This is a genomic window from Bradyrhizobium oligotrophicum S58 (assembly GCF_000344805.1).
Classification (GTDB): Bacteria; Pseudomonadota; Alphaproteobacteria; order Rhizobiales; family Xanthobacteraceae; genus Bradyrhizobium; species Bradyrhizobium oligotrophicum.
On record NC_020453.1, the window covers coordinates 5,982,067 to 6,008,838 of the forward strand.

At 66.4% G+C, this 26,772-nt stretch carries 19 protein-coding genes; 4 read left to right on the forward strand and 15 right to left on the reverse strand.

Annotation, left to right across the window (positions count from 1 at the left end):
• Genes S58_RS25880 through S58_RS25890 form a run of 3 tightly spaced genes read left to right on the forward strand, consistent with a single transcriptional unit; the run spans position 1 to position 3,612 of the window.
• A complete protein-coding gene (locus tag S58_RS25880) occupies positions 1-1,515 on the forward strand; it encodes a class I adenylate-forming enzyme family protein (RefSeq protein ID WP_015668347.1) in 1,515 nt (504 codons plus the stop codon).
• Between the two features lie 19 nt (positions 1,516-1,534).
• Positions 1,535-2,629 (forward strand): NAD/NADP-dependent octopine/nopaline dehydrogenase family protein, encoded by a 1,095-nt coding sequence (locus S58_RS25885; protein WP_015668348.1) that lies wholly within the window; start codon positions 1,535-1,537, stop codon positions 2,627-2,629.
• Positions 2,626-3,612: a 3-hydroxybutyryl-CoA dehydrogenase gene (locus S58_RS25890; protein ID WP_015668349.1), complete on the forward strand. Its 987-nt coding sequence runs from the start codon at positions 2,626-2,628 to the stop codon at positions 3,610-3,612. Before S58_RS25885 ends, S58_RS25890 begins: the two co-directional genes overlap by 4 nt.
• Positions 3,613-4,608: 996 nt before the next feature.
• Here S58_RS25890 and S58_RS25900 read toward each other — a convergent pair.
• The 6 genes from S58_RS25900 to S58_RS25925 form a co-directional block, all read right to left on the reverse strand.
• Positions 4,609-5,655, reverse strand: a complete 1,047-nt coding sequence (locus S58_RS25900) for a M29 family metallopeptidase (RefSeq protein WP_015668351.1) — start codon at positions 5,653-5,655, stop codon at positions 4,609-4,611.
• Positions 5,656-5,687: 32 nt separating this feature from the next.
• Positions 5,688-6,455: an ABC transporter permease gene (locus S58_RS25905; RefSeq protein WP_015668352.1), complete on the reverse strand. Its 768-nt coding sequence runs from the start codon at positions 6,453-6,455 to the stop codon at positions 5,688-5,690.
• The gene (locus tag S58_RS25910; RefSeq protein ID WP_015668353.1) at positions 6,452-7,228 is read right to left on the reverse strand and encodes an ABC transporter permease; all 777 of its coding nucleotides are present in this window, start codon (positions 7,226-7,228) and stop codon (positions 6,452-6,454) included. Before S58_RS25910 ends, S58_RS25905 begins: the two co-directional genes overlap by 4 nt.
• Entirely contained in the window at positions 7,225-8,070 is an 846-nt protein-coding gene (locus S58_RS25915) for an ABC transporter ATP-binding protein (protein WP_015668354.1), read from the reverse strand. Before S58_RS25915 ends, S58_RS25910 begins: the two co-directional genes overlap by 4 nt.
• A gap of 106 nt (positions 8,071-8,176) precedes the next feature.
• Positions 8,177-9,883, reverse strand: a complete 1,707-nt coding sequence (ilvD, locus tag S58_RS25920) for a dihydroxy-acid dehydratase (RefSeq protein ID WP_015668355.1) — start codon at positions 9,881-9,883, stop codon at positions 8,177-8,179.
• Positions 9,884-9,913: 30 nt separating this feature from the next.
• Positions 9,914-10,891: an ABC transporter substrate-binding protein gene (locus tag S58_RS25925; RefSeq protein WP_042340219.1), complete on the reverse strand. Its 978-nt coding sequence runs from the start codon at positions 10,889-10,891 to the stop codon at positions 9,914-9,916.
• Positions 10,892-11,210: 319 nt separating this feature from the next.
• Between S58_RS25925 and S58_RS25930 the strand changes: the two genes are divergently transcribed.
• A complete protein-coding gene (locus tag S58_RS25930; protein ID WP_015668357.1) occupies positions 11,211-11,561 on the forward strand; it encodes a RidA family protein in 351 nt (116 codons plus the stop codon).
• Positions 11,562-11,582: 21 nt separating this feature from the next.
• Here S58_RS25930 and S58_RS25935 read toward each other — a convergent pair whose 3' ends face one another.
• The 9 genes from S58_RS25935 to aceE form a co-directional block, all read right to left on the reverse strand.
• Complete coding sequence (locus S58_RS25935; RefSeq protein ID WP_042340938.1) at positions 11,583-11,819, reverse strand: hypothetical protein; 237 nt, start codon at positions 11,817-11,819, stop codon at positions 11,583-11,585.
• A 137-nt stretch (positions 11,820-11,956) separates the two neighbouring features.
• Complete coding sequence (locus S58_RS25940; protein ID WP_015668359.1) at positions 11,957-13,333, reverse strand: sigma-54-dependent transcriptional regulator; 1,377 nt, start codon at positions 13,331-13,333, stop codon at positions 11,957-11,959.
• 13 nt (positions 13,334-13,346) lie between these two features.
• Entirely contained in the window at positions 13,347-15,158 is a 1,812-nt protein-coding gene (locus tag S58_RS25945) for a sensor histidine kinase (RefSeq protein WP_015668360.1), read from the reverse strand.
• Positions 15,159-15,355: 197 nt separating this feature from the next.
• Positions 15,356-16,678, reverse strand: a complete 1,323-nt coding sequence (locus tag S58_RS25950) for an NAD(P)/FAD-dependent oxidoreductase (protein WP_042340940.1) — start codon at positions 16,676-16,678, stop codon at positions 15,356-15,358.
• Between the two features lie 63 nt (positions 16,679-16,741).
• Positions 16,742-19,018 (reverse strand): NADP-dependent malic enzyme, encoded by a 2,277-nt coding sequence (locus S58_RS25955; protein ID WP_015668362.1) that lies wholly within the window; start codon positions 19,016-19,018, stop codon positions 16,742-16,744.
• 71 nt (positions 19,019-19,089) lie between these two features.
• Positions 19,090-20,409 (reverse strand): dicarboxylate/amino acid:cation symporter, encoded by a 1,320-nt coding sequence (locus S58_RS25960; protein ID WP_015668363.1) that lies wholly within the window; start codon positions 20,407-20,409, stop codon positions 19,090-19,092.
• A gap of 48 nt (positions 20,410-20,457) precedes the next feature.
• Positions 20,458-22,203 (reverse strand): dihydrolipoyl dehydrogenase, encoded by a 1,746-nt coding sequence (gene lpdA / locus S58_RS25965; RefSeq protein WP_015668364.1) that lies wholly within the window; start codon positions 22,201-22,203, stop codon positions 20,458-20,460.
• 263 nt (positions 22,204-22,466) lie between these two features.
• Positions 22,467-24,014 (reverse strand): dihydrolipoyllysine-residue acetyltransferase, encoded by a 1,548-nt coding sequence (locus S58_RS25970; protein ID WP_015668366.1) that lies wholly within the window; start codon positions 24,012-24,014, stop codon positions 22,467-22,469.
• Positions 24,015-24,037: 23 nt separating this feature from the next.
• The gene (gene aceE, locus S58_RS25975) at positions 24,038-26,728 is read right to left on the reverse strand and encodes a pyruvate dehydrogenase (acetyl-transferring), homodimeric type (protein WP_015668367.1); all 2,691 of its coding nucleotides are present in this window, start codon (positions 26,726-26,728) and stop codon (positions 24,038-24,040) included.
• Positions 26,729-26,772 lie beyond the last annotated feature (44 nt).

Consider the following 26,772-nt stretch of genomic DNA (forward strand, 5'->3'; position numbering starts at 1 on the left):
GTGGACCTCTGCAGCCTGATCGAACGCAACGCCGCGTTCACGCCTGAGAAGCCGGCGATCCATTTCGAAGGCACGACGCTGAGCTATGCTGCGTTCAGCGACCGCATCGCTGACATGGCGCGGGCGCTGAAATCCGAGTTCGGCGTCGGCCGCGGCGACCGCGTCGCGATCCTCAGCTTGAACCGGCCGGACTACCTGGTCGTGCTCTATGCCTGCGCGCGGCTCGGCGCGATCCTGGTGCCGCTCAACTGGCGGCTCGCGGTGGCCGAGCAGGTCTTCATCCTGTCGGATGCGGCGGCCAAGGTGCTCGTACTGGAGCAGGCCTTCGCGCCGGTGCTGCCAGCACTGGCGGAGAGCCACCCGGAGACGGTGCCTGTCGGCATCGACTTCGCGCCGCCTCGCGGCTTCACAATCGACGCGTTGCTGGCGCGCGGCCATGGCGACGACCGCAACCCGCACATCGATCTCACCTGCCCGCTGCTGATCGTCTACACCTCGGGCACCACGGGCCGGCCGAAGGGCGCGGTGCTGCGCCAGGAGGCGCTGCTGTGGAACGGCGTGATGAGCCAGCACATGCATGGCCTCACCTCCGACGATCACGTGCTGACCGTGCTGCCGCTGTTCCATGTCGGCGGCCTCAACATCCAGACCACGCCGGCGCTGCAGCACGGCGCCACCGTGACGCTGCACGCGCGCTTCACGCCGGACTCCACGCTCGCAGCGATCGCAACCGAGCGGCCGACGCTCACCGTGCTGGTGCCTGCGACGATCCAGGCCGTCACCGAGCATCCGGGCTGGACAACCGCCGACCTGTCGTCGCTCAAGGCCGTCTCCACCGGCTCCAGCATCGTGCCGCCGGCTCTGATCGATCGCATCACCGCGCGCGGCGTGCCGGTGCTGCAGGTCTATGGCTCGACCGAGACCTGCCCGATTGCGATCTACACCCGGCTCGGCGGCGATGTCTCGCGCACCGGCTCGACCGGCCTGCCCGGTTTGTGCTGCGAGGCCAAGATCATCGACCGGGATGGCAACGAGGTTCCTGCTGGAACAGCGGGTGAGATTGCGGTGCGCGGTGCCAACGTGTTCTTCGAATATTGGGGCAATGCGAAAGCCACGCAGCAGGCGATCCAGGACGGCTGGTACCGCACCGGCGACATCGCCCAGCGCGACTCGGAGGGATACTTCTTCGTGCTCGAGCGGAAAAACAATATGATCATCTCCGGTGGTGAGAACGTCTACCCGGCCGAGATCGAGCGGGTGCTGGGCGAGCATCCCGATGTCGTCGAGTGTGGCGTGATCGGCCGGCCGGATCCGCGCTGGGACGAGGTGCCGGTGGCATTCGTCGTCAAGCGCCAGGGCTGTTCGCTCGACGCCGAGACGCTGCGCGCGCATCTGCAGTCGCAGCTTGCGCGCTTCAAGGTGCCCCGCGACATCGTCTTCGTCGACGATCTGCCGCGCACCGCGCTCGGCAAGGTGCAGCACCATGTGCTGCGCCAGATCGATGGACCCACATGATCGAGACGGAGAGGCGATCTTGAAAATAGCAGTGCTCGGCGGCGGCAATGGCTCGTTCGCGGCCGCAGGCGATTTCGCGCTTCAGAGACACGAGGTGCGGCTGTGGCGACGCGATGCGGACGCCGTGGCGCAGCACCGGGCGGCGGGCTCGACCATCATCGTCAAGGACGTCAATGGCCGCCACGAGGTCAGGCTCGCGCTGGTCACGACCGACATCGGCGAGGCCGTCCGTGGCGCCGAGCTGATCCTCTGCCCCGCGCCGGCCTTTGCGCAAGCAGACATTGCGAAGCAGCTGGCGCCGCATCTGACCGACGGCCAGGTCGTGTTCCTGCCGCCGGCCACGTTCGGCACGATGATCTTTGCAGCCGCCGCCCGCGACGCCGGCAACAAGGCTGTCGTCAGCTACGCCGAGACCGGCACCCTGCCGTGGCTGACGCGCAAGCACGGTCCGTTCGAGGTCGCGATCACCATCCGCGCCAAGCGGCTCCCGGTCGGCGTGTTTCCCCTGAGGACGGCGGAGCATGCGCTCGCGGTGATCGGCCGCGCGTTTCCCGGCGTGATCGAGCCGTGCGGTGACGCGCTGTCGGGCGCACTGATGAATGCCGGCTGCATCATCCATCCGCCGCTGATCGTGATGAATGCAGGTCCGATCGAGCATTTCGAGCGCTGGGACATCCACAAGGAGGGCACGCAAGCCTCGATCCGCCGCGTCACCGATGCGCTCGACGCCGAGCGGATCGCGGTGCGCGAGGCGCTCGGCTACGGCGCGCCGCATTTCCCGCTCGCGCATCACTACGCGAGGGACGGCGAGATCTGGATGTATGGCCGCGGCTCGCATGACCGGCTCACCGATTCCGGTGACTGGCGCGAGCAGCTGGTGCTGACGCAGCATCGCTACATGCGCGAGGATTTGCGGCTCGGCCTGTCGCTGCTGATCTCGGCCGCCGAGCTGACCGGCACATCGACGCCGCTCGCCCGCGGTTTTCTCGCGATTGGCGGCGCGATCTGCGGCGAGGATTTCATGGCGACCGGGCGAACTCTTTCCAGTCTCGGCCTCGGCGGCCTCGATCGGACCGCGCTGCAGGCGCTGCTCCGCGACGGATCTGCCGCATGAGCGCCCGCGGTCACATCGCCTGCCTCGGCGCCGGCCGCATGGGCCGCGGCATCGCCACGGCCTTCGCCTATGCCGGCCATCCCGTCACGATGATCGACATCAAGGCGCGCACGCCGGAGGCGTTCGCGACATTGCAGAGCGAGGCGCTCGGCGAGATCAGCGCCACGTTCGCCACGCTGGCGCGACTGGGCCTGCTGCAGTCGGCCGATGCCGAGAGGCTGATGAGCAAGATCGACGTCGCGCCGGCCGGCGCGAGGCACGATGTGCTCGCGAAGACCACGCTGGTGTTCGAGGGCGTGCCGGAGATCGTCGACCTCAAGCGAGAGGTGCTGGGTGCGGCATCGCGCGCGGTCGCGCCCGAGGTCATCATCGCCTCGACGACGTCGACCATCCTGGTCGACGACCTCTCCGGCGCCGTGGAACGCCCCGAACGCTTCCTCAACGCACACTGGCTCAATCCGGCCTATCTCATCCCGCTGGTGGAGATCTCGCCGGGCAAGGCGACCGATCCTGATGTCACCGTACGGCTGAAGGCGCTGCTCGAAGGCATCGGCAAGGTGCCGGTGGTCTGCGCTGCGACGCCGGGCTTCATCGTGCCGCGCATCCAGGCGCTCGCGATGAACGAGGCGGCGCGCATGGTCGGCGAAGGCGTCGCCAGCGCCGAGGAGATCGACAAGGCGATCCGCTACGGGTTCGGCTTCCGCTACGCGGTGCTCGGCCTGCTCGAATTCATCGACTGGGGCGGCGGCGACATTCTCTATTACGCCAGCCGCTATCTCGAAGGCGCGCTGGGCAGCGACCGCTATCGCGCGCCCGAGGTGATCGAAAAGAACATGGCGGAAGGCCGCCTCGGCCTGCGCACCGGCGCCGGCTTCCTCGATTATTCCGGGATGGATGTCGCAGCCTATCGCGAGCAACGGCTCGGCGCGCTGGTCGAGATGCTCCGCCATTTCAAGTTGGCCCGGCCGCCGGTGATGGATTGAAGAGGCGCAGCTGTAGGGTGGGCAAAGGCGCGCCACGCTGTCGCCGCATCGTGACGACGTCTCGCGCGCCGTGCCCACCATTCGCGCGGATACACGGTGGGCACGCGACCGCCCTGCGGGCGGCTGCTTTGCCCACCCTACGGCACCGTCCCTGTGGACAGGTCTCTTCACATCTCAAACAGCGCAAGACGTGACACCACAGTCTCGCGGCGCATCTCGCCCGAGTCATGCATCGAACATGTCCCTCTTGAAATGCAGAGGGCGCAGGGAATGCCGGGTGAAGGCCTCACCCATGGCCCGCCTGCGAACAAGAATGCAGGCGGCAGGTACCACAGGTGGTGCCGATCAACCGGCATTCCCTGCGCGACGGGCTTACGGCTGCTTCGCGATCTCCTCGGTGCGCCGGGCTTGTTGGCCACCGTCATCCGCGTGATGCATCAGCACCAGTGCGAACTTGACCTCAGCGTCGGGAGGCCAGGACCACGCGACTTGACCGTCCGCAAGCGCCCGTTCGTCCGCACATCCAAAGGACATGCTGCGAGCTCTCGCGGCCATCGCATCCCCACCTCGCGTGTCGTGACGATCGCGCGCAACGCCCCTCTGCGGTGAGGCGGGATGGCGAGAGAAGATCACGATTTCTGTAAAAGCGCAAGAGATTTATTTTTTTCAGAAGCAATGGAGAGGCGGGGTCGGCTTCGTGGCGCGCGTCGTCATTGGGCCTGACCTGTTGCCGCGACGGCGGTGGGCTCCCCTCCCCCCTGCGGGGAGGGGTCGGGGGTGGGGGTCCACGAGTCGTGCTCGATTTGAGGGGCTCTTCAGCTTTGCCGCCGGTCGCGCCGACCGCGTGGCCGACCCTGCGCGTTCCAACTGTTGAAAGCAGAGGGACTCACAACGAAGTTCGGAGCGTGTGGACCCCCACCCCCAACCCCTCCCCGCAAGAGGGAGGGGAGCACACTGCCGCTACGGCACCTGCACGAACGCACCCCCGATAAGCGACTACCCGAACACGTCCTGCAGCACGCCGTCCTTGATCACGGCGATGCCATCCAGCTCGATGGTGGTGCCCATCATCGGCAGGTCGAAATGGCCGGCGGTGTAGCGGCCGGCGAATTCGTTGGCGCCGGTGGAGAACAGGAAGTTGCCGGGCACGGCGCGCAGCTCGGTGCCGTTGGTGTCGCGCTGGTCGTACATCGTCAGCGCCTCGTAGCGGGCGCCGGGGTTCATGCCCCAGCCGACATGCGACACCGCATAGGCCTCGCGATCGCCCCAGGAGGCGAGATAGGCGCGCATCATCGCGGCGTCGGCCCCCTCGCCTTCCAAGTTGGTGACGTAGTCGTCGCGCAAGGTCATCGTCACCGGCGAGGAGAGATAACGCTTGAAGGTGAGGTTGATGTCGCCCGGCGCCATCACGATGGTGCCGTTGACGGAGCCGCTCTTGGGGAAGCTGACGACGATGCCGCCCGGCCAATGCGCGAGCGTGCCGGGGCGGTCGGTCCAGCCCCACACGCCGACCGTGGAGGCGCCCTCCATGATGACGTCGAGATCGGTGCCGGCCTGCGACGTCACGCGCATCCGCTTCGTGCCGCGCAGCATCTTCGCGGCGGCGCGCACGCGCTTCTCCAGCGCTGAATCCGGCACCATGCGCTCGAGCGCCTCCGGGTGCTCGTTCGAGATCACCAGGATGCGGGCACCCGCTTTCAGGATCTCCGGCGTCTCCACCGCGTGCATCAAGCCTTCGATGGTGCAGTCGACGACGAAGCCGGCCTGCTGCAGGGCGGTCACCACCGGTCCGAGCTTGCCGATCGCCTCCGACGCGCCGGTGGAGCGCACCGGCACCGGATGGCGGTTGCGCGGGGTCGGCACCACGACATGGAACGGCCGCGCGCCCATCCGCAGCAGCGCCAATTCCGCCAGATGGACGTTGAGCGCGCGCGACTGCGTCTCCGACAGGATCGCGGCGGTGTCGCCGGACTTCACGGCACAGCGCTCGAAGATCTCGCAGAATGCGTCGATCCACTTCGCCTCGATGCGATCCGCCAGCATGGTCGTTCTCCCGATTCTTGTACGCGTTCTTATCAGACCGAAGGGAAGCCGCGCAGCAGATAAGCGCGCAGGCCCTGCAGCAGGCCGTTGAGGATCAGCCCCAGCAGCGAGATCGTGATCAGCGGCACGAACATATCGACCGCCTGGAAGGTGCGCGCGGCCGTCACCAGGACATGGCCGAGCCCGTCGGTCGAGGTGATCATCTCCGCCAGGAACACCACGATGCAGGAGATGACGAGACCGATGCGGCAGCCGGTCAGGATCGAGGGCATCGCCGCCGGCAGCACCACCTTCCACAACACGTCGCGCGGCGGCGTGCCGGCCGCGAGCGCCGACCAGATCAGCTTCTGCTCGACGGTCGTGGCGCCGTAATAGGTCGACAGCAGGATCGGAAACAGCGCGTCCGCCGCCACCAGCATGATCTTGGATTCGTGGCCGAAGCCGAGCAGCAGCAGGAAGGCCGGATAGAGCGCGACCTTCGGCAGCGGCGCCAGCACGCGGACGATCGGCCTGATCACGGCGTTGACCGGTGGACTGACGGCGGCGGCAATGCCCGCGGCGACGCCGATGACGACCGCGATCGCGAAGCCTGCAAACAGCCGGAACAGCGTCGCCGCGATGTCCTGCTGAAAGGTCACGCTCGTGAGAAGCTGGGCCATGCGCTGGAACACCTGTCCCGGCGGCGGCAGCAGCGTGGCAGGCGCATAGCCATACGACACCAGCCCCTGCCACAGCAGCAGGACCAGCACGATCGGCGCGGCTCCGAGCAATAGCTCGTTGGTGGTGCGCGTGGTCATCATGAGAAGCTCAGGGGCATGTCGAACTGCGGCTCAGACCAGCGCACCAGCCAGCCGCGGATGACTTCGAACACCGCATCGAGACAGATGCCCATCGCGCCGATGATGATGATCATCGCGAACACCGTGTCGTACTGGCCCATGTCGAGCGCATTGAACAGGATGTTGCCGGCGCCGGACTGCCGCGCGATCATCTCGCTCGTGACCATCGTGATCAGCGCCAGCACGAGGCCGGTGCGGCAGCCGGTCAGGATCTCCGGCAGCGCGGCGGGCAACACGATGCGCAGCAGACGCTCCCCCGCCGACAGGCCCATCGCCGCGCCCGACCACAGCATCTTCTCCTCCACCGCCTTGGCGCCCTCGAAGCTGTGATAGATCACCGGCAGGCTGACGCCGAGAAAGATCACGAGCGTCTTGGAGATGTCGCCGACGCCGAGCCAGAGCATGATGATCGGCATCAGCGCCGCCTTCGGCACCGGGTAGATCAGCATCAGCAGCGGATTGCAGAAGGCGGCGGTCGACCGGCTGCGCCCCATCAACAGCCCGAGCGGAATCGAGAACGCGAGCGCCAGCGCAAAGCCGATCGCCATCCGCCGCAGCGAGGCCAGGATGTTGATCAGCGCGTCCTTGTCGGACAGGATCGGCGGGACGGCGCGCAGCGACTCCAGCGCCGTCGGAAAGCTGTCGTTCTTGAGCCCGAGCGAGGCGAGCTGCCACGCCAACAGCAGGCCGCAGCAGGCCAGCACCGGCGCGAGCGGCTTCAACAGGCCTTTCATGACGGCAGCTCGTTGTCACCGGAATCGTCGAACATCCGCTCGATGTCGACGATGTATTTCTGATAGCGCGGGTCGAGCAACAGCTCCTCGCGGCGGCGCGGCCGCGGCAAATCGATGTCGATCACCTCGCGGATGCAGCCGGGCGAGCGCGACATCATCACGACCTTGTCGGACAGGAACACGGCCTCCTCGACCGAATGCGTCACGAACAATACGGTCTTGCGGTCGCGCTCCCAGATCTCCAGAAGGTCGTTCTGCAGCCGCGTGCGCGTATGCGCGTCGAGCGCGCCGAACGGCTCGTCCATCAGCAGCACCTCAGGCCCGTAAGCGAGCGTGCGCGCCAGCGCGACGCGCTGCTTCATGCCGCCGGAGAGCTCCTTCGGATAGAATTTCTCGAAGCCGGTCAGGCCGACCATGGCAATCAAGGCTCGCGCGCGGGTCTCGGCCTTCCCCGGCTTCATGCCCTGCTGCAGCGGACCGTACATCACGTTGCCGAGCACGCTCTTCCAGGGAAACAGCGCGAACTCCTGGAACACGGGACCGCGATCGGGGCCCGGCCCCGTGATCGCCTTGCCCTTCATCTTTGCGGTGCCGCTGGTCGGACTGACGAAGCCGCCGACGATGTAGAGCAAGGTCGACTTGCCGCATCCGGAAGGACCGAGGATGGAGACGAACGCGCCCTCCTCCACGCTCAGCGAGATATCGGACAGCGCGGTATGGTCGCGACGCGACGAGGTCTTGAACACCTGCGACACGTGATCGATCTCGATGATCGGCTCGGCCGGGCCGCGGCCGAGCGGAACGCCCGCGAGTTGACCTGGCCGGATCGGGGTCACGCCCATGTCCGCTTCTCTTTCCGATGCAGCACGCTCAGACGCTCCCCAGGGGACGACAACGCCAACGGTCGAGAGATTAGCAAGAACTCTGCCAATCGTCGTTGCTCGCGGCTCATTGCTGCTCCTGATCGAACCAGGGCCATTCGGCCGGACCGTCATGCGTGATGGCGCCGAGCGGAGCCTGTCCGACCAGTTTCGCATATTTCGCCAGCGCGCCGGCGCGATGCCGCGGCGGGCGTTGCGACCAGGCGGCGCGACGGACGGCAAGCTCGCTCTCGTCGATCCGGACATCGAGCGTGCGCGCCTTCGCATCGATGCGGATCGGATCGCCGTCGCGCACCAGCGCCAAGGGACCGCCGACGAAAGCTTCCGGCGAGACGTAGCCGATGCACATGCCCCGCGTTGCGCCGGAGAAGCGGCCGTCGGTGATCAGCGCCACCTTCTCGCCCATGCCCTGGCCGTAGATCAGCGCGGTGACGCCGAGCATCTCGCGCATGCCGGGGCCACCGACGGGGCCCTCGTTGCGGATGATCAGCACTTCGCCTGCCGCGTAGTTTCGGGCACGTACCGCAGCGACGCAGGCCTCTTCGTCCTCGAACACCCGCGCGCGCCCCTCGAACACCAGGCTCTTGAGGCCGGCGACCTTGATGACCGCGCCATCCGGCGCGAGGTTGCCTTTGAGCACCGCGACGCCGCCATCGGCCATGATTGGCTTGGTCGGATGGAACACGACCTCGCCGTCCGGTGCGTTGGCTGCGCCATATTCTTCGGCGAGCGTCCGGCCGGTGACCGTCAGGCAATTGCCGTCGATATGGCCGCTCTCGATCAACGCGCGGATCACCACCGCGGCGCCGCCGATGTCGTAGACGTCCTTGGCGGTGTACTTGCCGCCCGGCCTGAGATTGCCGATCAGGGGTGTGCGCGCGAACACCTCGCCGACATCGTCGATCGTGAAGCGAATGCCGGCCTCGTTGGCGATCGCCGGCAGATGCAGCGCGGCGTTGGTCGAGCCGCCGGTCGCGGCGACGATGGCGGCGCCGTTCTCCAGGGCCTTCCGGGTGACGATGTCGCGCGGCAGCGGACCGCCGTTGGCGAGCATCTGCATCACCAGCCGCCCGGCCTGCCGCGCGACATGGTCGCGCTCGGCGTAGACGCCGGGAATCATCGAGACGTTCGGCATCGACAGGCCCATCGCCTCCGACACCATGCCCATGGTGTTGGCGGTGAACTGCCCGGCGCAGGCGCCGATGGTCGGCAGGCACGACAGCTCGATGCCCTCTAGCGTCTGCGCGTCGATCTCGCCGGTCATGTAGCTGCCGACAGCCTCGTAGGAATCGAGCACCGTCAGCGTCCTGCCTTGATACTTGCCGGGCAGCGCGCTGCCGCCATAGATGAAGATCGACGGCACGTTGCAGCGGACCATGCCCATCATGACGCCGGGCAAGGTCTTGTCGCAGCCGCCGAAGCCGATCAGCGCGTCGTAGGCGAGGCCGTGGACCACGGCCTCGATCGAATCGGCGATCAGCTCGCGCGAGAACAAAGAGAATTTCATTCCCTCATGGTTCATGCTGATGCCGTCGGAGACGGAGATCGTCGCGAACTCGCGCGGCGTGCCGCCGGCCTCGGAGATGCCGGTCTTGGCCGCCTCGACCTGGACATCATGCGTCATGTTGCAGGGCGTCTGCTCGCCCTTCTGGCTGACGACGCCGATCATCGGCTTCGCGATGTCGGCATCGTCCAGCCCCATCGCGCGCATGAAGGCCCGGTGCGGGGCGCGATCGAGCCCCTCCACCGTCACGCGCGAGCGCAGCTTCTTCATCGACAACGGGCTCCGCGCACGCGCCACCTGCTACTGGATCGGCGCGACGATCGTGGGATGCTTGAACTGCGCGACGTCCAGCTTCGGCAGCATCCCGGTGTCGGCATAGATGTCGAGCATCTTCTGGATCGCCTCGAAGTTCGGCGCCGCCACCGGATCCCGGCCGAAATCATTGTCCTTCAGCAGATACGTGTCGATGACCGCGACAGGCGCCTTCATGACCTCCGACACCACCTTCAAGGTCTCGTCACGGTTGGCGAGCGCCTTCTTCATGCCGGCGGTGATGTCGCGGACATAGGCCTTCACGAGGTCCGGGTTCTTGTCGACGAAGTCGGCGCGGCAGGCCTCGAGGATGTGCACGATGTTCGGCATCGCCTGCGACAGCTGGAACAGCTTGCGCGTGCCGCCTTTGGCTTCGGCGCGTGCCGCGAAGGGCTGGTTCATGTTGACGGCATCGACGCGGCCCTGGCGCAGGGCATCTTCGGACACGGCGAAACCGACCTCGACCAGCTTGATGTCCTTGGCCGGATCGAGCCCGGCCTGCTTCAGGAGCATGTTGAACGGGCCTTGCGTGCCGCCGCCGATGACGGAGATGCCGACCGTCTTGCCCTTCAGATCCGCGATGGTCTTGATCGGCGAGTCGTCCTTGACGGCCCAATAGACCGAGAAGCCGCCGGGCTTCTCGTAGACGTGCTGGGCGACGATATAGGCCTTGAGCCCGCCGCCGACGACGCCGTTGGCCAGCGACAGCGGCGCCTGCGTCGCGCAATCGAGCGCGCCGGCAGCGAGCGCCTGCGTCATCGGTGCCGTTCCCTGGAACTGGGTCCATTCGATGTTGTAGGTCTTGCCGAGATCCGGAAATTCGGTCGGCCGCTTCATCATCCAGTACTTGGATTCTTCCGCCGGAATGGTCCAGCCGACGCGGATCGTCTGCTGTGCAAATGTCGGCTCCGCACTGCTCGCCAAAGCCATTGCTGCCAACGCCGCCAGCATCAACCGTTTCCGCATCACGCCCCTCCGCCATCCTCAAAAAGGAACTTCGCGGGGAATGTTTCATGTCTCAAATATCCGTGCAAGCGCGGAAAACGCCCCGGCTTTGCCTCAGCCATGGGCAACTTTCGCCGCATCGCGACAAGGCGTTGTCAACCGAAGAAAGAGAAAGGCCGCCCTCCGTATGCGCCCGCCCGCTGCGACAACGTCAGGTCGCATCAGCCGTGGTCAGCGGAATGTGGTGAACGAAGCGCATCCGGCATGTCGCAGGCGACTGGCGCCGCCGCGTTGCACGCGCTAGGGAGAGGCCCCGAATTACCTTTTGAGGAGCTCTTCGATGTCCATCCAGCGTTTCGAAATCGGCCCGCGCATGAGCCAGGTCGTCGTTCACGGCAATACCGTCTATCTCGCCGGTGTCGTCGCGCAGAAGACGGCCGGGGAAAGCGTCACCAAACAGACCGAAGAGATCCTCTCGATCATCGACGGCCATCTCGCCAAGGCCGGCACCGACAAGTCGAAGCTGCTGTCGGCGACGATCTATCTCACCGACATCAAGACGTTCGGCGAGATGAACGCCGTCTGGGACGGCTGGGTCTCCACCGGCAACACACCGGCCCGCGCCACGGTCGAGGCCGGGCTCGCAGCGCCGCAATACACGGTCGAAATCATGGTGATCGCGGCGAAGTAGCCTGCGCGCCGCCGCGACACGCTACTTGGTCTCGCGGCGGCCTGTGCGTGGATTGAGTGGATCCTGCCGCTGTCGCGTGAGCCCTTCCGGCAGCACCGGTTCGGTGCCCGGCAAGGGCTCGGCGCGGACGTCGGCGCCCCACTGCTCCTGTTGGTGGGGCGTCGTCTTGTCCTTCACCTGTTGCGGCTGCGGCAGCCCGTCCTTGCTGACGGGATCATAGGCGCCGGAGCGCAGGTCGCGGGTGTCCTTGCCTGTCATGGTCATTCAACGAACCTTCGGCAAGGTTCGTTCCTCGCCTTCAACGCAGCAAGCTCGCGCCACCGATCGTAGCGATCGTCGGAGTCAGGCTCCAGAACGGCCTCCTTCCGGATACCTGATGACACCCGGCGCGGCTCTCAGGAGCCCGTCCGAACCGGCGCGCCCTCGCGGATGCTGTCGACCTTGACGGCGAGCCGCTTGATCTTGTCGTACAGCGTCTGCTTCGGGATGCCCAGCAGCGCAGCGGTCGCCTGCACGTCGCCGAGCTTGCGCCGCAACGCGTCCTCGATGATCGAGCGCTCGATGTTCTCCAGCTGCCGCGGCAACGACAGCTCGGAGGATCCCGCGACCGATCGGCTGAGTGCCCTGCGATCGAGCACGCCGAGCACGAAGCGGTCGGCGACGTTGCGCAGCTCGCGCACATTGCCGGGCCACGCATAGGTCAGCAGCAGCGACATCGTCGCGTCGTCGACGATCGGCGCATCGCGCTCGAAGCGTCGGGCGGCCTCGAGCGTGAAATGCTCGAACAGGATCGGGATGTCCTCGCGCCGCTCGCGCAATGGCGGCAGCTCGATGAAGGCGACGCCGAGGCGATAATACAGATCGGCGCGGAACAGCTTCTGCTCGCTGAGCTCGAACAAATTGGCCTTGCTGGCCGCCACCACGCGGCAATCCACCGCGACCGGTCTGTTGGAGCCGACGCGCTCGATCGAGCGGTCCTGCAGCGCCCGCAGCAGCTTCACCTGCACGCTCGGCGGCATGCTTTCGATCTCGTCGAGGAACAGCGTGCCGCCATGGGCATATTCGATCTTGCCGATCCGCTGCCTGGTGGCGCCGGTGAACGCGCCGGCCTCGTGCCCGAACAATTCGCTCTCGACGAGCGACTCCGGCAAGCCCCCGCAATTCACCGGCACGTAGTTGCCGCTGCGCCGGGCACTGTGGGCGTGCAGGCAGCGCGCGACGACGTCCTTGCCGGTGCCGGTCTCGCCATAGATCGTGACGTCGACATTCGTCGAAGCCAGGGTGGATACCAGCCGGCGCACCTCCTGGATCTGCGGCGAGCGCCCGAGCAGGCTCGCTTCGATGCCCTGGCGATCAGCAAGCGCGGAGCGCAGCGCGCGCACTTCCAGCGTCAGACGCCGCTTGTCGAGCGCGCGGCGCACCACCGAGACGAGCTGCTCGGACGAGCACGGCTTCTCGATGAAGTCATAGGCGCCGTTGCGCATCGCCTGCACCGCCATCGAGATGTCGCCATGGCCGGTGACGAGGATGACCGGCAGGTCCGGGTCGAGCCGGTGCAGCTCGGACAGCCATTCGGTGCCGCTTTTGCCGCGCAGGCGCACGTCGCTCACGACCACGAACGGCATGTCGGCGCGGACGATGGCGCCAGCAGCCTCCACCGAGGCGAACGGCGTGACCGGGAGACCGGCGAGTTCGAGCGCCTGGACGGCGCCGATGCGCACGTCGTCATCGTCCTCGACATAGATCACGCCGACCGGCTGGACAGGATTCATGCGATGCCCCTCGTCAATCAGCCAGCGGCAGCAGCACGACGAATTCGGCGCCGGAGGGCTCGAGATTTCTCGCCTGCAGCTCGCCACCGAACGAGCGCGCGATATGATTGGCGAGCACGAGACCAAGACCGAGTCCCTTGCCGGCGGGCTTGGTCGTGACGAACGGCTCGAACAGGCGCTGCAGGACCTCGGGCGCAATCGCGGGACCGCTGTTGCTGATGGCGACATGGCACCGCGCCGCCGGCCCGTCCTCGCGCACGGCCTGGATGTGGATCGAGCGCTGCGCGGCGCCGTCGACGGCATCCAGCGCGTTGGCGACGATGTTGCAGAACAGCTGCTCCAGCCGGGTCTGATCGGCGGTGACGTGGAGACCCGGCGCGAGATCGATGGTCAGCTCGACGCCGCCGTCCTTGACCCGCCCACTGAGGATCTTGAGCGTCTCCGACAGCGCCTGCTCGACCGACACGGCGTCGAGCGGCTCATTCGACTTGTAGGCAAAGACGCGCAGCTGGCTGGTCAGGCGGCCGAGCCGGCGGACCAGTTCGCCGATGCGGACGAGATTGCCGCGGACCTCGCCGATCAGCCCGCGATCGACGAACTGAATGGCATTGTCGGCGGTGGTCTGCAGCGCCGCCAGCGGCTGATTGATCTCGTGCACGAGGCCGGCCGACATCTGGCCGAGCACGGCGAGCTTGCCGGCATGCACCAGCTCGTCCTGCGCGGCGCGCAGCTCGGCGGTGCGCTCCTGCACCCGGATCTCGAGCCTGTCATTGGCGGCCTGCAGGGCGGCCTGGCTCGCCAGCCGCTGCCTGATCTCGTTGCGGCGCTGCGCGAACAGGCCGAGCGCCAGCAGCGCTGCGATGCTGGCGAAGCCGGACAGCGCGCCGATGATGAAGGCGGTTCGCCTGACCGGCGTCTCGTCGTCGAGCAGCAGAAGCCGCCACTGCCGCCCGTTGAGCGGACGCTCGTCGACGCTGTAGTCCGCGCCGCGCCCGGTCGACACCCGGCCGCCGCGATCCGCGGTCTCCGTGAACGCCCAGCCCAGCGGCTCGAGGCTGGAGCTGCCATAGGGCTTCGACGTCGCGATCTCCTCGAGCGCGTCCACCGAAAGCGGCGTCAGCGGGCGCAGGCGCCATTCGTCGCGCGAGGCGAGAATGGTGACGCCGCGGGCGTCGACCAGAACCATGTCGCTGCCACGGTTGCGCCACTCGCGCTCGAAGGCATCGAGGTTGACCTTGACCACGGCGACGCCGATCGTCTGTCCCTGGCGCTTGACCGCATAGGACAGATAGTAGCCGGCGCGCGCGCTGGTGATGCCGATGCCGAAAAAGGCGCCGCGGCCGGTCGCCAGCGCCTGGCGCATATAGGGCCGGTAGGACAGGTTGCTGCCGACCGGCGTGCCCGGCTGGTCGAAGTCGGCGGCGGCGAGCGCATCACCGGCGACGCTGAGGACGTAGAGGTTGTCGGCGCCGGCCAGCAGGTTGATCGACTTCAGGTACAGGCTGACGTTCTGCTGCAGCGCACGATCATCGGGCGTGCCGAGCAGCCGGTAAACGTCGGGCGACGTCTCCAGCAGCGATGGCAGATATTCGAACCGCAGCAGGTAGCCGTCGAGCTGCGCAGCCTCGACGGCCAGCCGCTGCTGAGCCGCGGCATGCAATTGATCGAGGCCGCGGGAGAACGCGATCGCATAGCCGAGCCACGCCGCCGCCCCGACCAGCGCGACCGCGAGCAGGCCACGAACGAGCCAACCCGCGCGGCCGGGGACCACCGCGGCGATGTCGGGCTGTCCCTCGAGGCCGATCCGGAATGGAACGTCCGTCATCTCCTGAACCAGGGCAATCCTCGGCGTATGATGGGGCGCCGGCCGCGCTCCAAGTCGATGTGCCGCAAGTCTAGGGTCTCGCCTGGGAATAGGCGACAGCAAAATCCGCCGCCGGGAATGCCGCAATGCAACGGGATGGCGGCCCCGTGTGGAGGAAGCAGGGCCGTTGCAAACGTCGATAGCGAGGCGGCCGCTCATCAGTGCAGCTTGACGTGCGGCTCGGTGCGGCGGGTGATCAGGCGCGCCAGCGTATCCAGCGTCACCTTGGCGAAACCGTGCAGCGCGTATTCGTGCATCTTGTACAGCAACAGATACATCATCCGCGCGAACAGGCCTTCGAACACCAGATTGCCGCCGACCAGCGCGCCCATCATCGAGCCGACCGTGCTGAACTCGCCGAGCGACACCAGCGAGCCGAAATCGTGATAGCGGTAGTCCGCCAGCGGCTCGCCCCTGATGAAGCGCGGAATCTGCTTGTAGAGGTGGGAGGCCTGCTGGTGCGCCGCCTGCGCCCGCGGCGGGACGTTGCCGCGCTCGCCCCACGCGCAGGCCGAGCAGTCGCCGATCGCGAAGATCCGCTCGTCGCGCGTGGTCTGCAGGGTCTGCCTGACCACGAGCTGGTTGATGCGGTTGGTCTCGAGCCCGGCGATGTCCTTCAGGAAGTCGGGCGCCTTGACACCAGCGGCCCAGACGATCAGCTCGGCCGGGATGACGCGGCCATCGGTAAGACTCACCTGTTGAGCCCCGACCTCGGCGACCTTGGCGCCGACCAGGACCTCGACGCCGAGCCTTGCGAGCAGCTTCTCGGTCTCACGCGAGACCCGTTCCGGCAATGCCGGCAGCACCCTGCCCGCGGCTTCGATCAGCGTGATCTTGATATCCTTCTCGGCATCGACCTGGTCGAGGCCATAAGCCACCACCTCCCGCGTCGTGCGATGCAGCTCTGCGGCAAGCTCCACGCCGGTCGCACCGGCGCCGATGATCGCGACCTTCAGCTGGTGCAGAGCGATCGGCGACGACTGCGAATGGGCGCGGATGCAGGCATTGATCATGCGCTCGCGAAAGCGGCTGGCGTCGCGCTGCGATTCCAGCTTGATGGCGTGATCGACGACACCGGGCGTGCCGAAATCGTTGTTCTGGCTGCCGATGGCGATGACGAGCACGTCGTAGGGGAAGGTCCGCTGCGGCGTGACCTCGCGCCCCTCCGCATCGAGATAGGGCGCCACCAGCACCTCGCGCTTGTCGCGATCCAGGCCGATCATGTCGCCGATGCGGTAGTGGAAGCCGTGCCAATAGGCCTGGGCGAGATAGTCGACCTCGTGCGCGGAGATGTCCATGCTGCCGGCGGCGATCTCATGCAGCTTCGGCTTCCACACATGGGTGCGGTTGCGCTCGACCAGGGTCACGTCGAGCTTGCCCTTGCGGCCGTATTTGTCGCCGAGCCTCGTCGCAAGTTCCAATCCGCCGGCACCGCCGCCGACGATCACGATTCGCGGAACACCTGACTGCGCGACGGCCATCATCAAACCTCTCCCAGCGTGACCGTGGCACGGCGGAGTGACGCCCAGATCACTCCTGATGCATCATGTCTTCGGCACCGCTGCGCCTGCCACCGCGACCGCCGCCATGTTCACGATGCGCCGGACCGTGGACGATGGCGTCAGAATGTGCGCCGGCTTGGCGGCGCCGAGCAGGATGCCTCCCACGGTGAGCCCCTGCCCTGCCGCCATCCTTAGCAGATTATACGAGATGTTGGCGGCATCGCGATTGGGCATGACGAGCACATTCGAGGGACCCTCGAAGTCAGAATCAGGAAACTCCTGATCGAGCACTGCCTGGGACAGCGCAGCGTCGCCGCGCATCTCGCCTTCCACAACCAATGCGGGTGCGCGTTCGTGAATGATGACCCGGGCCTGGCGCATCTTCTGCGCTTCGGGCGAGGCCGAGCTGCCGAAGCTCGAATGCGACAGCAGCGCCACGCGCGGCGTGATGCCGAAGCGCCTGACCGCAGCCGCCGCCAGCAACGCGATCTCCGCGACCTGCTCGGCATTGGGATCGGCATTGTAGTGGGTGTCGCAGATGAACAGCTGATGCTGCGGCAGGATCAGCATCTGCATCACCGCAAGCGTCCTCACGTCATCGCGCAGCCCGATCACGTTGCGAATGACGGCCAGATGATCGGCGGTGCGGCCGACGACGCCGCACAGCATGGCGTCGCCGACACCGCGCGTGAGCAGCAGCGAGGCAAGCACCGTGGCATTGCCGCGCACCTCCGACAGCGCCAGGCCAGCCGAAACGCCCTCGCGCTCGCGCCGGGCGTGATACAGCTCCGCGCATTCGGCATAGACGCGCTCATCCTGCGGATCGAGGATCTCGCAATCATGGCCCGGCGCGAGCCGCAGGCCGCAGGCCTTGATCTGCTCCTCGATGACGGCCGGGCGGCCGACCAGCTTCGGCCAAGCAAGCCCCTCATCGACGATGATCTGGGCTGCACGCAGCACGCGCTCCTCTTCGCCTTCCGCCAGCAGCAGCGACTTGCCGTGCCCCTTGGCGACCGCAAACACCGGCTGCATCGCGTTGCCGGAGCGATAGACGAACCGCGCCAGCCTCGAGCGATAGTCGGCCATGTCCGCGATCGGACGCCGGGCCACGCCGGTGTCGGCCGCGGCCTTGGCGACCGCCGGAGCAATGACCTCGATCAGGCGCGGGTCGAACGGTTTTGGAATCAGATAGTCGCGCCCGAAGCGCAGCCCCTCGCCCTTGTACGCCGCCGCAACCACCTCCGGCACCTCGGTCATCGCGAGATCAGCCAGGGCACGAACGGTCGCCAGCTTCATCGCGTCGTTGATGGTGGTGGCGCCGCAGTCCAGCGCGCCCCTGAAGATGAAGGGAAAGCACAGCACATTGTTGATCTGGTTCGGGAAGTCCGACCGCCCGGTGCCGATGATCGCGTCGGGACGCACCGCCAGCGCATCCTGCGGCATGATCTCCGGCGTCGGATTGGCCATGGCGAAGATCAAGGGATCGCGCGCCATCCGCTTGACCATCTCCGGCTTCAGCACATTGCCGGCGGAGAGGCCGAGGAAGATGTCGGCGCCGTCGATGATGTCGTCGAGCTTGCGCGCCGACGTCTCCACCGCATAGCGCGCCTTGTTGTCGTCCATGCCCTCGGCGCGGCCGGCATAGACCACGCCGAACACGTCGCTGACGACGATGTGCTCGCGCCGCAATCCGAGGCTGACGATGAGATCGAGACAGGCGAGCGCGGCGGCGCCCGCACCCGAGCACACCAGCCTGACGTCGGCGATGTCCTTCTTGACCAGCTTCAGCCCGTTGAGGATCGCGGCCGCCACGATGATCGCGGTGCCGTGCTGATCGTCGTGGAACACCGGAATCTTCATGCGCTCGCGCAGCTTCTGCTCGATGTAGAAGCATTCCGGCGCCTTGATGTCCTCGAGATTGATGCCGCCGAAGGTCGGCTCCATCCGTGCGATGGTGTCGATCAGCGCGTCCGGATCGGTCTCGGCGAGCTCGATGTCGAACACGTCGATGCCGGCGAATTTCTTGAACAGGCAGGCCTTGCCCTCCATCACCGGCTTGCCTGCCAGTGGTCCGATATTGCCGAGGCCGAGCACCGCGGTGCCGTTGGTGACGACCGCAACGAGGTTGCTGCGCGCCGTCAGTTCGTCCGCCTGCGACGGATCCGCAGCGATCACCAGGCATGGCTCGGCCACCCCAGGCGAATAGGCCAGCGCCAGGTCGCGCTGCGTCGCCATCGCCTTGGTCGGCACCACGGAGATTTTTCCAGGCGCCGGCAGGCGATGATATTCGAGGGCGGCGTCTCTCAGGTCCCGGTCCATCGTGGTCCTCGAACTCGCGTGCGTGTTGGCGGGGAGCCGGGACTGGCCATGCCAGTCCCGGACGATCAGTGCTAACCGGTGGTGACGGCGACTTCGATGTCCGACGGATCGATGTCTTGATCGAGCGCGGCGCGCAGCTTGTCGCGGTCGAGCTCGCCCTCCCACCAGGCGACGATCACGCAGGCGACGCCATTGCCGCACAAATTGGTCAGCGCGCGGCACTCGCTCATGAACTTGTCGATGCCGAGCACGATCGCCATCCCCGGAACGAGTTCCGGGCGGACCGCAGCGAGCGTGCCGGCGAGCGTGATGAAGCCGGCACCGGTGATGCCCGAGGCGCCCTTGGAGGTCAGCATCGCGACCACAAGGATCGTGATCTGCTCGCCGAAGGAGAGGTGCACGTTCATCGCCTGCGCGATGAACAAGGTCGCCAGGGTCATGTAGATGTTGGTGCCGTCGAGATTGAACGAATAGCCGGTCGGAACCACGAGGCCGACGACCGGCTTGGAGCAGCCGAGGCGCTCGAGCTTCTCCATCATCTGCGGCAGCGCGCTCTCGGACGAGGAGGTGCCGAGCACGATCAGCAACTCGTCCTTGATGAACTTCAGGAACTTGAAGATCGAGAAGCCGGCGATGCGGGCGATGATGCCGAGCACGACCACGACGAAGGTGAGCGCCGTGAGATAGAACGTCGCGATCAGGCCGGCGAGGTTGCCGAGCGCCTGCGGGCCGTAGCGGCCGATGGTGAAAGCCATGGCACCGAATGCGCCGATCGGAGCGGCCTTCACGACGATGGCAATGACGCCGAAGATCGCGTGCGCCGCGTCGTCGATGAAGGCCCGCATCGTGTGGCCGCGCTCACCGAGACTCATCAGGGCGATCCCGAACAGGATCGAGAACAGCAGCACCTGCAGGATCTCGCCTTGCGCGAACGCACCGACGACCGTGTCCGGAATGATGTGGAGTACGAAGTCGACCGACTTCATTTCGCTCGCCTGCTTGGCGTAGTTGGCGACCGCCGCGGCGTTGCTCTGGCCCTGGAACCCGGCTCCCGGCTGGATGAAGTTGCCGACGATCAGCCCCAGCGCGAGCGCAAACGTCGAGACGATCTCGAAATAGATCAGCGCTTTGACGGCGACGCGACCAACCTTCTTGACTTCGGAGACGTGCGCAATGCCTGAGACGACGGTGCAGAAGATGACCGGCGCGATCACCATCTTGATCAGCTTGACGAAGCCATCGCCGAGCGCCTTGATCCACTCGTTCTTGCCGAACTCCGGCCAGAGCCAGCCGACGATGACGCCGAGCACGATGGCGACCAGGACCTGCACGTAAAGGACCCGGTAGAACGGCTTCTTCGGTGCCGCGGCGGCGGTTGTGGTTGCAGACATCGTATCTTCTCTCCCTGGTCTCACTCGGTCTACGTCCGGGACGTCCGGCTATTTTCGTTTCTGCGGCGGCAGATCGGTGCAATGCCCTTCGAACACCTCGGCAGCCATGCCGATGGATTCGCCGAGCGTCGGATGCGGATGGATGGTCTTGCCGATATCGGCCGGCTCGCAACCCATCTCGATGGCCAGGCAGATCTCGCTGATGAGATCTCCGACATGGGTGCCGACGATGCCGCCGCCGATGATACGGTGGGTGGTCGCGTCGAACAGCAGCTTCGTGAAACCCTCGTCGCGGCCATTGGCGATGGCGCGGCCCGACGCCGCCCAGGGGAAGACCGCCTTGCCGAACTTGATGCCTTCGGCCTTGCACTGCTCCTCGGTCTTGCCGGCCCAGGCCACCTCGGGATCGGTGTAGGCCACCGATGGGATCTGCCGCGCGTCGAAGTAGGATTTTTCGCCATGCGCGGCTTCGGCCGCGACATGGCCTTCATGCACGGCCTTGTGCGCCAGCATCGGCTGTCCGACGACGTCACCGATCGCGAAGATGTGCGCGACATTGGTGCGCATCTGCTTGTCGACATTGATGAAGCCACGGTCGGTGACAACGACGCCGGCCTTGTCGGCTGATATCGCCTTGCCGTTCGGGCTGCGGCCGACGGCCACGAGTACGAGATCGTAGAGCTGCGGCCCTGATGGCGCCTGTTCGCCGTCGAAGCTCACCTCGATGCCGGCGTCGGTGGCCTTGGCGCCGACGGTCCTGGTCTTCAGCATCACCTTGTCGAAGCGGTGGGCGTTGATCTTCTCCCAGACCTTGACGAGATCGCGATCGGCCCCCTGCATCAGGCCGTCGAGCATCTCGACGACGTCGATGCGCGTGCCGAGCGTCGAATAGACCGTCGCCATTTCCAGCCCGATGATGCCGCCGCCGATCACCAGCATCCGCTTCGGGATCGACTTCAGCTCCAGCGCGCCGGTGGAATCGACGATGCGCGGGTCGTCTGGCAGGAACGGCAGCTTCACCGCCTGGCTGCCGGCGGCAATGATCGCCTTGGCGAAGCGGATCGTCGTCTTGCCGCTCGCGGTCGCGACCTCGAGATGATGGGGATCGACGAAGCTGCCGACGCCGGTCACCACCTCGACCTTGCGCGCCTTGGCCATGCCGGCGAGGCCGCCGGTCAGCTTCTTGATCACGCCGTCCTTGAACGCACGCAGCTTGTCGAGATCAATCTGCGGCGCGCCAAACGAGATGCCGTGATCGGGAAGATGCTTCACTTCATCGATGACGGCGGCGGTATGCAGCAGCGCCTTGCTCGGGATGCAGCCGACATTGAGGCAGACGCCGCCGAGCGTGCCGTAGCGCTCGATCAGCACCGTCTTCATGCCGAGATCGGCGGCGCGGAATGCCGCGGAATACCCACCCGGTCCGGCGCCGAGCACCAGCATCTCGCAGTCGATGTCGGCCTTGCCGGAGTAGGACGAGGCGATCGGCGCGGGCGCGGCTGCTACGGCGGACGGCGCAACGGCCGGGGCCGGTGTTGCGCTGGCGGTCACACCTGCCGTCTCCAAACTGAGGACGACCGAACCTTCGCTGACCTTGTCGCCAGTCTTGATCCAGAGCTCCTTGACCGTGCCGGCGTGCGACGATGGGATTTCCATCGAGGCCTTGTCGGACTCGACAATGATGAGGCTGGTATCGACGGCCACCGTCTCGCCCGGCTTCACCAGTACCTCGATCACGGCCACGTCCTTGAAGTCACCGATATCCGGCACCTTCACGTCGATCAGCTGAGCCATGCCGTGGTCTCCTTCGGCGTTCCGGTGGGCGCGCACATCTTTGCGAGCAGGAGTCGAGCCGCTACGTCGGCGGCAGTGCGCTCCCTCTCCCCGTCCTTCACGGGGAGAGGGTCGGGGTGAGGGGCTCTCTCCGCGAGCACGGTGCGCGGAGAGTCCCCCTCACCCGGATTGCATCTGCGATGCAATCCGGCCTCTCCCCGCGCGCGGGGAGAGGCAAGCACTGCACATGCCGTCAAATACCTGCTCATCACCATCGCCGGTCCTCAGAACAGCACGCGCCGGAGATCGGCGAGCACGGTGGCGAAATGGACGTTGAAACGAGCAGCCGCCGCGCCGTCGATGACGCGGTGGTCCCATGACAAGGACAGCGGCAGGGTCAGCCGTGACGTCCAGGTCTTGCCGTCGGCCGAATGCTGCTTCCAATAGCCCTTGCATACGCCCATGATCGCAACTTCAGGCGCGTTGATGATCGGGGTAAAGTAGATGCCACCGATGCCGCCGAGCGAGGAGATCGAGAAGGTGCCGCCCTGCATCTGATCAGGCTTGATCTTGCCTTCGCGCGCGAGCTTCGCGAGGTCGTTCATCTCCTTGGCAATCTCGGGGATCGACTTCTTGTCGGCATCGCGGATCACCGGCACCATCAGGCCGTTCGGTGTGTCGGCGGCGAAGCCGATGTGCCAGTAGTTCTTATAGACCAGCGTATCGCCGTCGAGACTGGCGTTGAACTCGGGAAACTTCTTCAGGGCCGCGACGGCCGCCTTGACCATGAACGGCAGCAGCGACAGCTTCACGCCGCTCTTCTCCAGCTCCTTGTTCATTTTGACGCGGAACTGTTCGAGCTCCGTGATATCGGCCTCGTCATGGGTGGTGACGTGCGGGATGACCACCCAGTTTCGATGCAGATTGGCGGCTGAGATCTTCTTGATGCGGCCGAGCTCCTTGCGCTCGATCGGACCATATTTGGCGAAGTCGACCTTCGGCCAGGGTAGCAGATCGAGCCCCGTGCCTCCGCCCGCGCTGGCGGCCGCTTGCGGCTTGGCCGGCGCGGCGCCGCCTTTCGCAAACGTCTCGACGTCCTCGCGCAGGATGCGGCCGTGATTGCCCGAGCCTTTGACCTTGCCGAGGTCGACACCCAGTTCGCGCGCGAGCTTGCGGACCGCAGGACCAGCGTAGGCGAGCGCAAAAGCGGCGTCATCGGCGGCGGCAACGGGCGCCACGGCTGCCGGCGCAGATTGCGCCGGAGCTGGCGCGCTCACCGCCCCAAGCGCTTCGCCGGTCGCCAGCACCAGGATGATGGCGCCCTCGCTGACCTTGTCGCCGATCTTGACCTTGAGCTCGCGCACCGTGCCCGAGAGCGGCGCCGGCACCTCCATGGTCGCCTTGTCGGATTCCAGCGCGACAAGCGGATCCTCCGCCTTCACATTGTCGCCCGGCTTGACGAAAATCTCGATCACCGGAACGTCCTTGAAATCGCCGATGTCGGGCACACGCACCTCGGCCACTCCGGCCGGCGCACTCACCGGCGACGGCGGCGCGCTGACGACGGGGCGCGTCTCGGCCTGCGCCGAACCGGCATCCTCGAACTGGACGATGACGACCCCCTCGCTCACCTTGTCGCCGAGCTTGACGACGACGGCCTTGACGATGCCGTCGCGCGGCGACGGCACTTCCATGGTCGCCTTGTCGGATTCCAGCGCGACGAGCGGATCCTCCGCCTTCACGCTGTCGCCCGGCTTGACGAAAATCTCGATCACCGGGACGTCCTTGAAGTCGCCGATGTCGGGCACCTTGATGTCGATCACACCAGTCATCGCTCTGTCCTCGGCTCGCCGCTTCACAGGGTCCAGGGCGCAGCGCACCCGGTGTCGATCTGATATTTCGCGATCGCTTCCGCGACGATCTCCGGCTTGAGGCGGCCGTCATCGGCCAGCGCCTTGAGCGCGGCGATGGCGACGTAGTGCCGATCGACCTCGAAGAAGCGCCGCAGCTTGACGCGATAATCGCTGCGGCCGAAGCCGTCGGTGCCGAGCACGACGTAGCGGCGGCCGGCGGCATGGACGTATTCGCGGATCTGGTCGGGATAGTTGCGCATGTAGTCGGTCGAGGCGACGACCGGACCTGCATGGCCATCGAGCTGTGCCTCGACCCAGCTCTTGCGGCGCGGCTCGGTCGGATGCAGCAGGTTCCAGCGCTCTGCCGCCATGCCGTCGCGGCGCAGCTCGTTGAAGCTCGTTGCGCTCCAGACGTCCGCGGTGACGCCGAAATCGGCCTTGAGCAGATCGGCAGCCGCGATCACCTCGCGCAGGATCGTGCCGGAGCCCATCAGCTGGACACGGGGCGCCTCGGCCTTCGCCTCACCGCCGCTCTTGAGCAGATAGAGGCCTTTGAGAATGCCCTCCTCCGCACCCGCTCCGGCCTCGGCGAGCGCCGGATGCGGATAGTTCTCGTTCATCAGGGTGATGTAGTAGTAGACGTCCTCCTGCGCTTCGTACATGCGGCGCATGCCTTCGCGGATGATCGTCACGACCTCATAGGCGAAGGTCGGGTCGTAGGACACGCAGTTCGGAACGGTTGCCGCCAGGATATGGCTGTGACCGTCCTCGTGCTGCAGGCCTTCACCATTCAGCGTGGTGCGCCCTGCTGTGCCGCCGAGCAGGAAGCCGCGGGCGCGCATGTCGCCGGCAAGCCAGGCCAGGTCGCCGACGCGCTGCAGGCCGAACATCGAGTAGTAGATGTAGAACGGGATCATCGGAACGTCGTTGGTGCTGTAGGACGTCGCCGCGACGATCCAGCTCGACATCGCGCCGCCCTCGTTGATGCCCTCCTGCAGCACCTGGCCGCTCTTGTCCTCGCGGTAATACATCAGCTGGTCGGCGTCCTGCGGACGGTAGAGCTGGCCGACCGAGGAATAGATGCCGAGCTGGCGGAACATGCCCTCCATGCCGAAGGTGCGGGATTCGTCGGGCACGATCGGCACGATGTGCTTGCCGATCGCCTTGTCGCGCACCAGCGTGCCGAGCATCTGCACGAACGCCATGGTGGTCGAGATCTCGCGCTCGCCGGTGCTGTCGAGCAGGCGCTGGAACGTCTGCAGCGGCGGGATCGGCAGTGACGTGGATGTCCGCCGGCGCTGCGGCAGGCTGCCTCCGAGCCGCTCGCGCTGAGCGTGGAAGTATTTCATCTCCGGGCTGTCATCCGGCAGCCGGATGAACGGCACCTTGGCGAGGTCCTCGTCCGCAACCGGCACCTGGAAGCGGTCGCGGAAGCCGCGCAGCGCGTCCTGGGTCATCTTCTTGGCCTGATGCGCGATCATCTGACCCTCGCCGGATTCGCCCATGCCGTAGCCCTTGACGGTCTTCGGCAGGATCACGGTCGGCTGGCCCTTGTGGTTGACCGCCGCGGCATAGGCGGCGAACACCTTCTCCGGATCGTGGCCGCCGCGGGTCAGCTGCCAGATCTCGTCGTCGCTCATGTCGGCGACGAGCTGCTTCAGCTCGTCATATTTGCCGAAGAAATGCTCGCGGATGTAGGCGCCGCTCTTGCTCTTGAAATCCTGGTACTCGCCGTCGACGCACTCCTCCATGCGCTTCAGCAGCAGGCCAGTCTTGTCCTTCTGCAGCAGGCGGTCCCAGCCCGAGCCCCACAGCACCTTGATGACGTTCCAGCCGGCGCCCCGGAACACGCTCTCCAGCTCCTGGACGATCTTGCCGTTGCCGCGCACGGGGCCGTCGAGCCGCTGCAGGTTGCAGTTGATGACGAAGATCAGGTTATCGAGCTTCTCGCGGCCGGCGAGCGAGATCGCGCCGAGCGACTCCGGCTCGTCGGTCTCGCCGTCGCCCATGAACGCCCACACCTTGCGGCTCGCGGTCTTCGCGAGCTCATGGTTCTCGAGATATTTCAGGAAGCGCGCCTGGTAGATCGCGACCAGCGGGCCGAGCCCCATCGATACCGTCGGAAACTGCCAGAAGTCCGGCATCAGCCAGGGATGCGGATAGCTCGACAGCCCCTTGCCGCCGGTCTCCTGGCGGAAGCCGAGCAGCTGCTCCTCGCTCAGCCGACCTTCGAGGAAGGCGCGTGCATAGATGCCGGGTGAACAGTGGCCCTGCACGAAGATCAGATCGCCGCCGTGGGTCTCGGTCGGCGCATGCCAGAAATGGCCGAAGCCGATGTCGTAGAGCGTGGCCGCCGACTGGAAGCTTGCGATGTGACCGCCGAGCTCGGAACTCTCCTTGTTGGCGCGCAGCACGATCGCCAGTGCATTCCAGCGGATGACCGATCGCAGCCTGTGCTCCATGGCACGATCGCCCGGCAGCGCGGGCTGCTGGTGGACAGGGATCGTGTTGCAATAGGGCGTCGTCAGCGACTGGCCGACCGGCAGACCCTCTCGACTGGCCGCGTCGAGCACGGCCTTGACGATGAACCGGGCGCGCGCGTCACCGCGATGGCCGCGCACGGCCGCGAGAGCATCCAGCCATTCCCGGGTTTCCAGCGGATCCAGGTCGTTCGCGTCCGCAACTGTCATCATCGTCTCCCCCTGCATGCCGGGCCGAAGTCACACGTCCATACACG